This is a genomic window from Frateuria sp. (assembly GCF_013362045.1).
GTDB lineage: Bacteria > Pseudomonadota > Gammaproteobacteria > Xanthomonadales > Rhodanobacteraceae > Frateuria_A.
This window is the reverse complement of record NZ_JABFWW010000214.1, coordinates 1-13,179: the sequence shown is the minus strand read 5'-3', so window position 1 is coordinate 13,179 and position 13,179 is coordinate 1. Positions and strand designations below refer to the sequence as shown.

At 69.4% G+C, this 13,179-nt stretch carries 12 protein-coding genes and 1 tRNA gene; 9 read left to right on the top strand and 4 right to left on the bottom strand.

Features of this window, described 5'->3' with window-relative positions:
• Both HOQ08_RS10280 and HOQ08_RS10275 read left to right on the top strand, forming a co-directional pair.
• Window positions 1–1,434 (top strand): alpha-amylase family glycosyl hydrolase (locus tag HOQ08_RS10280; RefSeq protein ID WP_291194112.1); only part of this gene is annotated, 1,434 nt, incomplete at its 5' end.
• Between the two features lie 94 nt (window positions 1,435–1,528).
• The gene (locus tag HOQ08_RS10275) at window positions 1,529–2,428 is read left to right on the top strand and encodes an alpha/beta hydrolase-fold protein (protein ID WP_291194109.1); all 900 of its coding nucleotides are present in this window, start codon (window positions 1,529–1,531) and stop codon (window positions 2,426–2,428) included.
• 63 nt (window positions 2,429–2,491) lie between these two features.
• Here the strand turns inward: HOQ08_RS10275 and HOQ08_RS10270 are convergent, their stop codons facing one another.
• Window positions 2,492–3,559 carry a LacI family DNA-binding transcriptional regulator gene (locus HOQ08_RS10270; protein ID WP_291194118.1) on the bottom strand — a complete coding sequence of 356 codons (1,068 nt, stop codon included), beginning with the start codon at window positions 3,557–3,559 and terminating at the stop codon, window positions 2,492–2,494.
• A 113-nt stretch (window positions 3,560–3,672) separates the two neighbouring features.
• On the opposite strand from HOQ08_RS10270, the gene HOQ08_RS10265 reads away from it, so the two are divergent.
• Window positions 3,673–5,100 carry a sugar porter family MFS transporter gene (locus HOQ08_RS10265; protein ID WP_291194106.1) on the top strand — a complete coding sequence of 476 codons (1,428 nt, stop codon included), beginning with the start codon at window positions 3,673–3,675 and terminating at the stop codon, window positions 5,098–5,100.
• Between the two features lie 56 nt (window positions 5,101–5,156).
• On the opposite strand, the gene HOQ08_RS10260 is transcribed toward HOQ08_RS10265, so the two are convergent.
• Window positions 5,157–5,233, bottom strand: a tRNA-Arg gene (locus HOQ08_RS10260).
• A gap of 141 nt (window positions 5,234–5,374) precedes the next feature.
• Here HOQ08_RS10260 and HOQ08_RS10255 point away from each other — a divergent pair.
• The 5 genes from HOQ08_RS10255 (at window position 5,375) to murB (ending at window position 10,168) form a co-directional block, all read left to right on the top strand.
• On the top strand, window positions 5,375–6,910 hold the full coding sequence (locus HOQ08_RS10255) for an aldehyde dehydrogenase family protein (protein ID WP_291194103.1): 1,536 nt from the start codon (window positions 5,375–5,377) through the stop codon (window positions 6,908–6,910).
• 114 nt (window positions 6,911–7,024) lie between these two features.
• Entirely contained in the window at window positions 7,025–7,327 is a 303-nt protein-coding gene (locus HOQ08_RS10250; protein WP_291194100.1) for a DUF4190 domain-containing protein, read from the top strand.
• Window position 7,328: 1 nt separating this feature from the next.
• On the top strand, window positions 7,329–8,096 hold the full coding sequence (locus HOQ08_RS10245; protein WP_291194097.1) for an SDR family oxidoreductase: 768 nt from the start codon (window positions 7,329–7,331) through the stop codon (window positions 8,094–8,096).
• A 4-nt stretch (window positions 8,097–8,100) separates the two neighbouring features.
• Window positions 8,101–9,138 (top strand): quinone-dependent dihydroorotate dehydrogenase, encoded by a 1,038-nt coding sequence (locus HOQ08_RS10240; protein WP_291194094.1) that lies wholly within the window; start codon window positions 8,101–8,103, stop codon window positions 9,136–9,138.
• Window positions 9,139–9,148: 10 nt separating this feature from the next.
• Entirely contained in the window at window positions 9,149–10,168 is a 1,020-nt protein-coding gene (murB, locus tag HOQ08_RS10235) for a UDP-N-acetylmuramate dehydrogenase (RefSeq protein ID WP_291194115.1), read from the top strand.
• A gap of 98 nt (window positions 10,169–10,266) precedes the next feature.
• On the opposite strand, the gene HOQ08_RS10230 is transcribed toward murB, so the two are convergent.
• Window positions 10,267–11,487 carry an MFS transporter gene (locus HOQ08_RS10230; protein WP_291194091.1) on the bottom strand — a complete coding sequence of 407 codons (1,221 nt, stop codon included), beginning with the start codon at window positions 11,485–11,487 and terminating at the stop codon, window positions 10,267–10,269.
• Between the two features lie 128 nt (window positions 11,488–11,615).
• Entirely contained in the window at window positions 11,616–11,960 is a 345-nt protein-coding gene (locus HOQ08_RS10225; RefSeq protein WP_291194088.1) for a hypothetical protein, read from the bottom strand.
• An 84-nt stretch (window positions 11,961–12,044) separates the two neighbouring features.
• Between HOQ08_RS10225 and HOQ08_RS10220 the strand changes: the two genes are divergently transcribed.
• Window positions 12,045–13,179: DUF3772 domain-containing protein (locus HOQ08_RS10220; RefSeq protein ID WP_291194084.1), on the top strand; the 1,135-nt coding region annotated here is incomplete at its 3' end.

Below are 13,179 nucleotides of genomic sequence, written 5' to 3'. Positions count from 1 at the left end.
TACCTGGGCGGCGACTTCAAGGGCGTGCTGGACAACGCCGGCTACATCCGCGGCATGGGCTTCGGCGCCGTGTGGATCACGCCGATCGTGGACAATCCGGACGAGGCCTTCACCGGCGGCGACCCGGTGCATTGGGGCTCGAAGTTCACCGACCGCGGCAAGACCGGCTTCCACGGCTACTGGGGCGTCAACTTCTACAAAATCGACGAACACCTGCCGAGCAAGGACCTGGACTTCGCGCAGTTCACCGCCGGCATGCACAAGGCCGGCCTGAAAGTGGTGCAGGACATCGTGCTCAACCATGGCTCGCCCGCGTTCACCATGCCCGTGCGCCAGCCGCAGTTCGGGCAGATCTTCGACGCGCACGGCAAGCTCGTCGCCGACGAGCAGAACCTGCCGCCGTGGCAGCTCGACCCGCGCCACAACCCGCTGCACCGCTTCTACCACGCGTACGAAGACCTGGCGCAGCTGTCCAACAACGACGACGCCAACCCCGCCGTGCTGGACTACTTCACCGGCGCGTACCTGAAGTGGATCGGCCAGGGCGCCGACGCCTTCCGCATCGACACCATCAACCACATGTCGACCACGTTCTGGCGCCAGTTCTCCGCGCGCATCCGCGCCAGGCATCCGGGCTTCTTCATGTACGGCGAGGCGTTCGACTACAGCCCGGACGACATCGGCAAATACACCTGGCCATCGAGCGGCGGCATCAGCCTACTCGACTTCCCGCAGCAGCAGGCGATCAAGGCAGTGTTCGAGCACCCGGGCAGCGACTACGGCCTGCTGCAGTCGAAGCTGTACCTGACCAATGGCCCGTACGCCAACCCGTACGAGCTGGTCACCTTCTACGACAACCACGACATGGCGCGCATGGACGCCAGCGACTTCGGCTTCATCGACGCCAACAACTGGCTGTTCACCACGCGCGGCATCCCGGCGATCTACTACGGCTCGGAAACCGGTTTCGAGCGCGGCCGCGCCGAGCACGAGGGCAACCGCAACTACTACGGCCAGACGCGCATCGATGCGGCCGGCAAGAGCCCGATCTACCGCCAGCTCAAGCGCATCGCCAACCTGCGCGAACGCACGCCGGCGCTGCAGCGCGGGTTGATGCTCGTCGAACACATGGCCGGCGACCAGGCGGCGTTCTACCGCGTCTACCAGAAAGGCGGCACGCACCAGATCGCGCTGGTGTTGCTCAACAAGGGCGACAAGGCCGCGCGCTTCCAGGTGGCGAAGTACCTGCAGCCGGGTCGCTGGCAGGCCGCGCTGGGCGGTGCGGCGATCGAGGTGGCGGACGGCGGTGCGCTGGATGCCGAGGTGGCGCCGCACGGCGTGGCCGTCTACCTGCTCGACGCGCCGGCCACCCGCGCCGATCTCGCCGCCGAACTCACCCGCCTGATGCGCGACAAGAGCCACCCGGATGATTGAGCGCTTCGCAGGATGGGCCCACCGCCTCCTGCCAGGTCAGGCACGGTGGGCTGAAGCCGACCCTGGGCGGTTCCTGGCCGGCTTGTGGTTTGTCGTGCTCCTGCTGCTGCCCTGTGCGCTGCATGCGCAGGTGCAGAAGCTCGAGCTGGATGCCCCGGCGTTCGCCTCCGAGCGCGTCCACGTCACGGTGTACCTCCCGCCGGGCTATGCACAGTCGACCGCCCGCTATCCCGTGCTGTATGCCAACGACGGGCAGGACATGCAGGCCGTGGGACTGCAGGAGACACTGGCCAAGCTGTATGGCGAACACGCCATCGAGCCGGTGCTCGTGGTCGCCATCGACATGCTGCACGACCGCGCCAGCGGCTACGGGCTTTCCGACCGCCAACGCGGGCAGAGCGTGGTCGGCGGCTCAAGGATCGGCGCGATCGGCCTGAGGGCCGCGGACTATTCGTCCTGGGTCGCCACCTCGCTGGTGCCGTACGTCGACGCGCACTACCGCACCCGCGCCGATGCCCGCCAGCGCACGGTGATGGGCTGGTCGCTGGGCGCGCTCAATGCGTTCAACCTGGGCTGGCAGTACCCGGAGGTGTTCGGCAAGGTCGGCGCCATGTCGCCCTCGTTCTGGCTGGCGGGCGATCGCAGCAGCGCCGAGGCGGTGCAGGGCAGCCGGCTGGCGCAGGCGATGGTCGACCACGGACCGAAGCGCGACGGCCTGAAGTTCTGGTTCGCCGCGGGAACGGCCGAAGAGACCAACGACCGCGACCACGACGGCGTCATCGACGTGATCGACGATCTGCAGGATCTGGTGGGCGGCTACCGCGGCGACGGCGTGCAGCGACGGGGCCTGCGCCAGCTCGGCTATACGACAACGGGAGCGGATGCGGACGTGACCGTGTTCCTGCTGCCCGGCGGACATCACCAGCAGGCCTCGTGGGCGAAGATGCTGCCGGTGTTCCTGCGCTGGGCGTTTGGGGTTTCGGCTCGACCATAACTTCCCGCGAGCCCCGGCCCCTCACCCAACCCTCCCCCCGCGGGAGAGGGAGCAGAACCCACCTTACGGCCGCACGCTCGACTGCCGCACCATCAGCTTCACCGGCAGCATCACGCTCTGCGCCGGCTCGCCGCGGATCATCTTCAGCAGGCTGTCCACCAGTACCTCGCCGGCGCGGCGAGTGTCCTGCAGCACCGTGGTGAGCGGTGGGCTGGCGAAGCTCGCCATCGGAATGTCGTCGAAACCGGCGACCGGCACGTCCGCCGGCACTTTGTAGCCGTGCTCGGCCAGCGCGCGCATGGCGCCGATGGCGATCAGGTCGCTGGCGGCGAACACCGCATCGAACGCCGCGCCGCGCGCGATCAAGCCGGTCATCGCCCGGTGGCCGCTCAGCTGCGTGCTTTCGGCGTCGACCTGCAATGCCTCGTCGGCCGGCAGGCCAGCCTGCGCCAGCGCATCGGCATAGCCGCGGTAGCGCTCGAAGAATTCCGGATAGTGGCTGGAGGCGTCGCCCAGGAAGGCGATCCGGCGGCAACCCTGCTCGATGAAGTGCCGCGCCACCGCCTGGCCGCCACTGAACTTGTCGCAGCCGACCGACACGCCCGGCTGGTCGGGCTGTACCGCACCCCAGCGCACGAAGCGGGTACCGATCGCCACCAGCTTCTCCAGCCGCGCGCGATAGGCATGGTAGTCGCCGTAGCCGAGCAGGATGATGCCGTCGGCCTTCTTGCTGTCGGCGTAGTCGGCGTGCCAGTCGGTGGAGAACTGCTGGAAGGAGATCAGCAGGTCGTAGCCCTGCTGCGCGCAGGCACGCGTGATCGAGCCCAGCAGCGAATGGAAGAATGGGTTGATGTTCGAGCCGTCGGTGGTCGGGTCCTCGAACAGCAGCAGCGCCAGCGTGCCCGAGTGCTGCAGGCGCAGGTTGGAGGCGTTCTTGTCGACCTTGTAGTTCAGCTGCTCGGCGGCGGCGCGGATGCGCTCGCGGGTTTCCTCGCTCACCAGCGGGCTGCCGCGCAGCGCACGCGAGACCGTGGCCTGGGAGACCCCTGCGAGATGGGCGATGTCGATCGACGTCGCTTTGGCCTTGCTCACGTGCTGCGGAACCTCTGGTACTGCCGGCGCCGACAACATTACCATCGGCCGACCACGGTGTGCCGATGCCCATGCATACGTATTCAGCCGGACGGCGACCGCGGCAACGGCGAGACTCGCACCACTGTACTTGGGCTTCGGGGGAAGAACGGATGAGCACGCGGGAGACGCCAGTCGACCTGGCGCTGGAACAACGGGCAACCGCCCGCATCGTGTTGATCGCGGCGGCAGCGGCGCTCGGCGGCTTCCTGTTCGGATTCGACACGGCGGTGATCAACGGCGCGGTGGAGGCCATCCGCGGCGGCTTCGAGTTGAATGCGGCGAGGATCGGCATCGCAGTTTCCTGCGCCCTGCTCGGCTCGGCCGCGGGTGCGTGGTACGCCGGCCCGCTGGCCGACCGCCTCGGCCGCGTGCGCTCGATGCAGGTGGCTGCCCTGCTGCTGGCGATCAGCGCGGTGGGCTCGGGCCTGGTCACCGGCATGTGGAACCTGATCCTGTGGCGCGTGGTCGGCGGCATCGGCGTGGGCATGGCCTCGGTGATCGCGCCCACCTACATCGCGGAAGTGTCGCCCGCTCACGTGCGCGGGCGGCTCGGCTCGCTGCAGCAGCTGGCGATCGTGCTGGGCATCTTCGCCGCGCTGCTTTCCGATGCCTGGCTGGCGAGCACCGCCGGCGGCGCCTCCGCGCCGCTGTGGTTCGGGCTGGCGGCATGGCGCTGGATGTTCCTGGCCGCGACCGTGCCGGCGCTGATCTACGGCGCGCTGGTGCTGGGCGTGCCCGAATCGCCGCGGCACCTGGTCGCCAAGGGGCGCCTGGCCGAGGCTCGCGATGTGTTGCGCCAGGTGCTGGCGATGCGCAGCGATTCGGCGCTGGACTACAAGTTGGGCGAGATCGAGCGCAGCCTGAAAATGGAGTACCGGCCCAGGCTGCGCGACCTGCGCGGGCCGCGCTTGGGCCTGCTGCCGGTGGTGTGGGTCGGCATCCTGCTGTCGGTGTTCCAGCAGTTCGTCGGCATCAACGTGATCTTCTACTACTCGTCCGCGCTGTGGCACTCGGTGGGTTTCAGCGAGGCCGATTCGTTCTCGATCACCGTGGCCACCTCGGTGGTCAACGTGCTGGTGACGCTGGTGGCGATCGGCTTGGTCGACAAGGTCGGGCGCAAGCCGCTGCTGGTGCTCGGCTCGGCCGGCATGACGATCACACTGGGGCTGATGGCGTGGTGCTTCGCCGAGGCGACCGGCAGCGGCGCTGCCTTGAGCCTGCCGGCACCCTGGAACATCACCGCGCTGGTCGCGGCCAATGCCTACGTGGTGTTCTTCGGCATCAGCTGGGGCCCGATGGTGTGGGTGCTGCTGGGCGAGATGTTCCCCAACCGCATCCGCGCGGTGGCGATGGCGGTCGCGGCCGCGGCGCAGTGGCTGGCCAACTTCATCATCACCTCCAGCTACCCGGCGCTGGCCGAGGCGGGCCTGAGCTTTGCTTACGGGCTCTACGCCGCGTTCGCGCTGCTGTCGCTGGTGTTCGTGGTGGTCGCGGTGCGCGAGACCAAGGGCATGGAGCTGGAAGACATGCCGGGGTGACCGGTTCTTCATCACCGGGCAAGGAAAAAGGCCGGCGATACGCCGGCCTTTTTTTGTGGCGCCCCCGATACGATTCGAACGTACGACCTTCCCCTTAGGAGGGGGACGCTCTATCCAACTGAGCTACGGGGGCAGGCCGCGGATTTTGGCATGGATGGCGCGTCCGCGCGATTGCCCGTTCGACCGGCGGTGCCGGGCCCCGCCGGGCCGCCCTGCTAGAATGTGCGTTTCGCAATAGTCCTGCGCCCACGCGCTCGACCACAAGGAGTCACGCATGTCCCACGATATTCTCAAGGCGCTCGGCCTGGGCGATTCGCAGTCCGGCACCTACCTGGGCAACGGCGAGTGGTCCAAGACCACCGACGCCGGCACGCTGAAGCCGCAGAACCCGGCCACCGGCGAGGTGATCGCCAGCGTGCACGCCTCCAGCGCGGCCGACTACGAGACCATCGTCAAGCGTGCGCAGGACGCCTTCAAGGTCTGGCGCACCACGCCCGCGCCCAAGCGCGGCGAGGCCATCCGCCTGTGCGGCGAAGCGCTGCGCAAGCACAAGGACGCGCTGGGTTCGCTGGTCGCGCTCGAGATGGGCAAGATCAAGCCCGAGGGCGACGGCGAAGTGCAGGAGATGATCGACATCGCCGACTTCGCCGTGGGCCAGAGCCGCATGCTGCACGGCTACACCATGCATTCGGAGCGCCCCGGCCACCGCATGTACGAGCAGTACCAGCCGCTGGGCCTGGTCGGCATCATCAGCGCTTTCAACTTCCCGGTCGCGGTATGGAGCTGGAACGCCTTCCTCGCCGCCGTCTGCGGCGACATCTGCATCTGGAAGCCCTCGCCCAAGACCCCCCTGTCGGCGGTCGCCAGCATGAAGATCTGCAACGAAGCACTGAAGGCCGGCGGCTTCCCGGACATCTTCTTCCTGTTCAACGACGCCGGGACCGAACTCTCGCAGTCGTTCGTCGACGACAAGCGCATCCCGCTGATCAGCTTCACCGGCTCGACCCGGGTCGGCCGCATGGTCGGCGAACGGGTGGCCCATCGCATGGGTCGCTCGCTGCTGGAGCTGGGCGGCAACAACGCGATCATCCTGGACGAGACGGCCGACCTGAAGCTCGCCATCCCCGGCATCGTGTTCGGCGCCGTCGGCACCGCCGGCCAGCGCTGCACCACGACGCGCCGCCTGTTCGTGCACGAGTCGATCTTCGACAATGTGCTGAACACCCTGGTCGGCGCGTACAAGCAGGTCGAGGGCAAGATCGGCGACCCCACCCTGGCCACCACGCTGATGGGCCCGCTCAACAGTCCCGAGGCCGTGCAGGGCTATCTGTCCGCCATCGAGAAGGCCAAGGCCGCGGGCGGCACCGTGCGCACCGGCGGTGCGGCGCTCGCCGACCGCAAGGGCAACTTCGTGCTGCCGACCATCGTCACCGGGGTGAGGAACTCCGACGAGGTGGTGCAGACCGAGACCTTCGCGCCGATCCTCTACGTGATGCCGTTCAAGACGCTGGACGAGGCCATCGACATGCAGAACGACGTGCCGCAGGGCCTGTCCTCGTCGATCTTCACCAACAACCTGCGCGCGGCCGAGCAATTCCTTTCCGCGGCAGGCTCCGACTGCGGCATCGCCAACGTCAACATCGGCACCTCCGGCGCCGAGATCGGCGGCGCCTTCGGCGGCGAGAAGGAAACCGGCGGCGGCCGCGAGTCCGGCTCGGACGCATGGAAGGTCTACATGCGCCGCCAGACCAACACCCTCAACTACTCCGACGCGCTGCCGCTTGCGCAGGGCATCAAGTTCACGGTGTAACGCAAACTCCCTCTCCCCTGGCAAAGCCGGGAGAGAGGGTTGGGAGAGGGGAGGCCTGTTCGCCCCAATCCCGGCAGCAAAATGCAGCCCCTCACCCCGCCGAGGATCGCCGTCATGAACGTACCGCCTCCCGCTCACCGCACGACCAGCGCCATGGCCGTGGTCAGCCTGGTCTTCGGCATCGCCGCCTGGTGCGTGTTGCCGGTGGCCGGCGCCATCGTCGCGATCATCTGCGGCCACCTGGCGCGCGGCGAGATCCGCCGTGCGCAGGGCCAGCTGGAAGGCGACGGCCTGGCGATCGCCGGCCTGGTGCTTGGCTACGTGCAGCTTGCCTTCGGCGTGGTCCTGCTGCTGTTCGCCATCGCGGCCATCATGCTGGGGTTGTCCATCGGCATCGGTTCCTCGCTCTTCCACTGACATGCCTGGCGGCGCGGCCTTCGATTTTCGCGGCTACCGCGTCGTCGTCGCCGGCGGCAGCAAGGGCATCGGGCGCGCCATCGCGCTTGCCTTTGCGCAGGCCGGCGCGATGGTCTCGGTCTGCGCACGCGGCGCCCCGGCGCTGGAAGCGACACGGCAGGCGTTGGCCGCCTTCGGTCAGGTCGCGCACGCCGCCACCTGCGACCTGGCCGACGCCGCGGCCATTGCCGGCTACGTCGCCGAGGCCGCCCAGGCATTGGGCGGCATCGACGTGCTGGTGAACAACGCCAGCGGCTACGGCTTCAGCGACGACGACGAGAGCTGGATCCGAGGCTTCGAGGTCGACCTGATGGCCGCCGTGCGCGCCTCGCGCGAAGCGCAGCCGCACCTGGTCGCCTCGCCGCATGCCTGCATCCTGCACACCAGTTCCATCGCCGCCTTCCATCCGCGCCGGAACGGCGCACCGTATGCCGCGGTGAAGGCGGCGCTCAGCCAGTACACCACCTCGCAGGCGCTGGCCCTGGCCGGGCAGCGCATCCGCGTCAATGCCATCGCGCCGGGGTCGATCGAATTCCCGGACGGCCTGTGGGACCGCCGCCGCCGGGACGAGCCCGCGCTCTACCAGGCGACGCTAGCCAGGATCCCTTTCGGCCGCTTCGGCGCACCCGAAGAGATCGCCCACGCCGCGCTGTTCCTCGCCTCGCCCCAGGCCGCCTGGATCACGGGACAGACCCTGTGCGTCGACGGCGGCCAGGGCCTCAACGGATAGACCCATGTACGACTACGTCCGCCCACTGCTGTTCGCGCTCGACGCCGAAACCGCGCACCGGCTCACCTTGTATGCGCTGGGCGTGGCCCATCGCAGCAACCTGGGACGCTTCGTCGCCATGCCGCCTGCCGACTTTCCGGCCGACGCCTTCGGCATCCGCTTTCCCAACCCGATCGGCCTGGCCGCTGGATTGGACAAGAATGCCGCGCACCTGGACGAGCTGGGCGCGCTGGGCTTCGGCTTCATCGAAGTGGGTACGGTCACGCCGCGTCCGCAGCCCGGCAACCCGAAACCGCGCATGTTCCGCCTGCCCGCGCACGAAGCGATCATCAACCGCCTGGGCTTCAACAACGAGGGCGTCGATGCGCTGGTGCGCAACGTGGAGGCATCGAGCTACCGCGGCGTGCTGGGCATCAACATCGGCAAGAACAAGGACACGTCCAACGAACGTGCGGTGGACGACTACCTGTTCTGCCTGGAGCGCGTGTACCGCCACGCCAGCTACGTGACGGTCAACATCTCCTCGCCCAATACCCAGGGCCTGCGCGACCTGCAGGAGGAAGCCACGCTGCGCCGCTTCATCGAAACGCTGCGCGAGGCGCAGGAGCGGCTAGGCTCGCAGGCCGGCGCGCGCAAGCCGATGCTGCTGAAGATCGCGCCCGACCTGGCCGAGGCGGAACTCGACGGCATCGCGCAGGTGCTGCGCAGCACCGGCATCGATGGCCTGATCTGCACCAACACGACGGTCGACCACGCGGCCGTCGCCGGCGATCCGCGCGGCCAGGAGGCCGGCGGCCTCTCCGGCAAGCCGCTGTTCGCGCGCTCCACCGAAGTGCTGCGCGGCATGCGCGCGCGGCTCGGTGCGTCCATGCCGATCATCGGCGTGGGCGGCATCCTCGAAGGCAGCGACGCGGCCGAGAAGCTCGACGCCGGCGCCAACCTCGTGCAGGTCTATTCGGGCCTGATCTACCGCGGCCCGCAGCTCATCGGCGAATGCGTCGGGGAGATCCGCCGCCAGCGCGGGGCTGCCCATGGCGGTTGAACGGGTCGACATGGGCGGCTACACGCTGCTCGAAAACGCTCCGCTGGTCGCGCGCAACACCCTGCGCGTGGCTGCGCGCGCCCGGCTGCTGGCCGAAGTGCGCGATGCAGCGAAGCTCCCCGAACTGCTCGACTTCCCCGCCGTGCGCGACCGCCCGCTGCTGGTGCTGGGCGAAGGCAGCAACCTGCTGCTCACCGGCGATTTCGACGGCACCGTGGTGGCGATGGCCACCCGCGGCGTGCAGGTCGAACAGGACGGCGACGTCGCCCACATCGCGGTGGCCGCGGGCGAGCGCTGGGACGACTTCGTGCGCTGGACGCTGGGCCAGGGCTATGCCGGCCTGGAGAACCTGATCCTGATCCCCGGCACCGTCGGCGCCGCGCCGATCCAGAACATCGGCGCCTACGGCGCGGAGGTCGCCGAGTTTATTCAAAGTGTGGAAGCGTGGGACCTCATCGAGCGGCGCGTGGTATCGCTGGACAATGCCGCCTGCGCGTTCGCCTACCGCCACTCGCTGTTCAAGCGCGAGCCGGGCCGCTACATCGTCACCGCGGTGCGCTTCGCCCTGCCCCGCCAGCGCGAGCTGCGCACCGACTACGCCGGCATCGGCGAAGAGCTCGCCCGCATGGGCGTGGACAAGCCCGCGCCGTTCCACGTCGCCGAAGCCGTGGTGCACCTGCGCACGCGCAAGCTGCCCGATCCGGCGGTCATCGGCAACGCCGGCAGTTTCTTCAAGAACCCGATCGTGGATACCGCGCTTGGCGAACGGCTGAAGCGCGAGCACCCGGAACTGGTCGCCTGGCCCGGCCGCGACGGTCGCTGGAAGCTCTCCGCCGCGTGGATGATCGAGTCGGCCGGCTTCAAGGGGCATCGCGAGGGCGACGCCGGCATCTCCAATCGCCACGCACTGGTGCTGGTCAACCACGGCCATGCCAGCGGCGCGCAGCTGTGGGCGCTGGCGCAGAAGGTGATCGCCGGGGTCGAGGCGAAGTTCGGCGTGCGGCTGGAGCCGGAGCCGGTGGTGGTCTGACGCAAGACAAGGGCCGCGCATGGCGTGGCCCTCGGTCGATCGGCGGGTTCTGCAGCATGGCGCGCAACCGCTTGCGGCCGGGGGCCATGGCTGCGGACTCAAGCCCTGCGAGGCCGGTCCAGCTCCGGCAGCAGCACCGTGATCAGCCCCATCAGCGGCAGGTATGCGCACAGGCGATAGACGTATTCGATGCCGTGCGCGTCGGCCAGCTGGCCGAGCACGGCGGCGCCGATGCCGCCCATGCCGAAGGCGAAGCCGAAGAACAGCCCGGAGACCATGCCCACGCGCCCGGGCAACAGCTCCTGGGCATAGACCAGGATCGACGAGAAGGCCGAGGAGAGGATCAGGCCGATCACCACGCTCAGCGCGCCGGTCCAGAACAGGTTCGCGTGCGGCAGCAGCAGCGAGAACGGCGCCACGCCCAGGATCGAGATCCAGATCACCGACTTGCGCCCGATCCGGTCGCCCACCGGGCCGCCGATCAGCGAACCGGCCGCCACCGCGAACAGGAACACGAACAGGTGCGTCTGCGCGTTCTGCACCGACACGCCGAAATGATGGATCAGGTAGAAGGTGTAGTAGCTGGAAAGGCTGGCCAGGTAGAAATACTTGGAGAAGATCAGCAACCCCAGCACCAGCAGCGACAGCAGCACGCGGTTGCGCGAGAGCATCACCGCCGCGTGGTGCCGGCGCGCCGAGCCGCGACTCAGGTGATGCGCGCCGTACCACCGGCTGACCTGCAGCAGCACGGCGATGGCCAGCAGCGCGGCCAGCGAGAACCACGCCACGCTGCCGCGCCCGTGCGGCACGATGATCCATGCCGCCAGCAGCGGACCCAGCGAGGCGCCGGTGTTGCCGCCGACCTGGAACAGCGACTGCGCCAGGCCATGCCGCCCGCCCGAGGCCATCCGCGCCACCCGCGAGGATTCGGGGTGGAACACCGACGAGCCGGTGCCGACCAGCGCCGCGGCCGTCAGCAGCAGCGGGAAATTCGGCGCCGTCGCCAACAGCAGCAGGCCGCACAGGGTGAAGCCCATGCCGACCGGCAGCGAGTACGGCATCGGCCGCCTGTCGGTGGCCACGCCCACCAGCGGCTGCAGCAGCGACGCGGTGAGCTGGTAGGTCAGCGTGATCAGGCCAACCTGGCCGAAGCTCAGGTCGAAGCCGCTCTTGAGGATCGGGTAGATGGCCAGGATCAACGACTGGATCATGTCGTTGAGCAGGTGGGCGAAGCTGATGGCGCCGAGCACGGCAAAGGCGGTGCGCGGCGGCTCCGCAGGCGGTGCGGCGGCGGCAAGCGGTTCGGCGCGGGCGTTCATGCGAGAGTGCGGGTCCAGGGGAGGCGGCCTGCCGGCCGCGGGGCGCACTCTAATGCCTGGGCCGCCACTCGTACACCGCCGGAAGGCACGGATCGCATGGCGCAGCTCTTTCGTGGCGGCGGGGCAACTTACCGCCGGGCGAAGCCGTGTTCCTCGGCTGCACGGTGGGCGCGCAGGCGGGCCATGCGGATGGTGGCGGCCAGGCGACCGCCGAGATTGCGCGCCGGCCTGGCGCGCTTGGCCTTGCGTGGCTTGGCCTCGTCGGCTGCAGGCGCGGCATTGCGTCGGCGCGCCGAGGCCCGCATGGCCGGGAGCATGCCGCGGCGGACGGCTTCGCCGGTCGGCCGCATCCGTGCGGACGCTGCTCGATGGATGCGGCGGGTTGCCTCCGGGCATGCCCGTGCGGGCAGGCCTGCGCGCACGGAGCTCGCTTTTCCGGCCATGGAAGGGGTCTCTTCGGGGTCAGCCTGCATGCTGCGCAATGCAGCGTGAAAAAGTGGGCAACGCGGCGCGTGGCCGTGATTGACCGGCCGCGGCGGCCCCCCGATCATGCCCGGATGCCCATCCTGCAACGCCTCCTCCTGTGCCTGATGCTGCTCGGCGCTTGCGCACTGCATGCCCAGGACATCTCCCCCGCCGCCGCAACCTCCACGCCTGCGCCAGCGCAAACGCTGGACGGGCTGCGCGACCAGCTCGACGCGATCAAGAAGACGCTGCACGAAAAACCCGACGCCCAGGCCCTTGCCGACCTGCGCACGACGGCCCTCGGCGTGCAGGACCAGGCCGGGCAGCTCGCCGCTACGCTCGCCCCGCAGATGGACAGCCTGGATGCGCGCCTGGCCGTGCTCGGTCCCGCGCCAGCCAAGGGCGCGCCGCCGGAAGCGGCGGAGGTCGTCGCGCAGCGGCGCCAGTTGGACAAGGCCAAGGCCAGCCTCGATGCGCAGATCAAGCAGGCGCAGCTGCTCGGCGAGGAAGGCATGCAGCTGGCAGCCCAGGTGGTCGGCATGCGCCGCGACCAGTTCCAGGCCCAGCTCGCCTCGCGCACGGCCACGCCGCTGGGGCGCGCGTTCTGGGCCGATCCGGCTCGCTCGCTGCCGGACGATCTGGCGCGCCTGCAGCGCCTGGAAGCCCGCATCGCAGCGGCATGGCACGACGCCTGGCAACCGCCCAACCGCCTGCCGCTGCTGCTCTGCCTGGGCGCGGCCCTGCTGCTGGTCGTCGCCGGCCGCCTGCTGCTGGAGCGCGGACTGCTCGCGCTCGCCGTGCGCTTCATGCCGGACAGCCATCTTCGCCGCAGCGCCGTGGCCGCCACCATCGCCCTGAGCACGATGCTGGTGTTCGGCGTGGCTGCGCAGCTGCTGCGCGAGGGACTGGATTGGCACGGCACGCTCGATCCGGACCTCGACGAGCTGGCCAGCGCCCTGGTGCAGTTGGTGTGCTTCGCCGCCTTCGTCAGCGGCATCGGGCGGGCGCTGATCTCGGCGGCTCGATCCTCGTGGCGCTTGCCGGCGCTGTCCGACGCGGCGGCGGCACGGCTGCGCCCGTTCCCCTGGCTGCTCGCCGCGGCGGCGCTGCTGCTGGGCCTGATCGAACGGATCAACAGCGCCATCGGCGCCAGCCTGCCCGCCACCGTAGCCACGCGCGGCCTGGCCGCACTCGTGGTAAGCGGCCTCATCGGCGCGGCGCTGCTGC

Excerpts from the sequence above, each read along its gene's own strand:
- HOQ08_RS10270 (WP_291194118.1), bottom strand. The coding sequence starts at position 3,559 with ATGTTGTCGGCGCCGGCAGTACCAGAGGTTCCGCAGCACGTGAGCAAG.
- HOQ08_RS10265 (WP_291194106.1), top strand. The coding sequence starts at position 3,673 with ATGAGCACGCGGGAGACGCCAGTCGACCTGGCGCTGGAACAACGGGCA.
- HOQ08_RS10255 (WP_291194103.1), top strand. The coding sequence starts at position 5,375 with ATGTCCCACGATATTCTCAAGGCGCTCGGCCTGGGCGATTCGCAGTCC.
- HOQ08_RS10250 (WP_291194100.1), top strand. The coding sequence starts at position 7,025 with ATGAACGTACCGCCTCCCGCTCACCGCACGACCAGCGCCATGGCCGTG.
- HOQ08_RS10245 (WP_291194097.1), top strand. The coding sequence starts at position 7,329 with ATGCCTGGCGGCGCGGCCTTCGATTTTCGCGGCTACCGCGTCGTCGTC.
- HOQ08_RS10240 (WP_291194094.1), top strand. The coding sequence starts at position 8,101 with ATGTACGACTACGTCCGCCCACTGCTGTTCGCGCTCGACGCCGAAACC.
- murB (WP_291194115.1), top strand. The coding sequence starts at position 9,149 with ATGGGCGGCTACACGCTGCTCGAAAACGCTCCGCTGGTCGCGCGCAAC.
- HOQ08_RS10230 (WP_291194091.1), bottom strand. The coding sequence starts at position 11,487 with ATGAACGCCCGCGCCGAACCGCTTGCCGCCGCCGCACCGCCTGCGGAG.
- HOQ08_RS10225 (WP_291194088.1), bottom strand. The coding sequence starts at position 11,960 with ATGCAGGCTGACCCCGAAGAGACCCCTTCCATGGCCGGAAAAGCGAGC.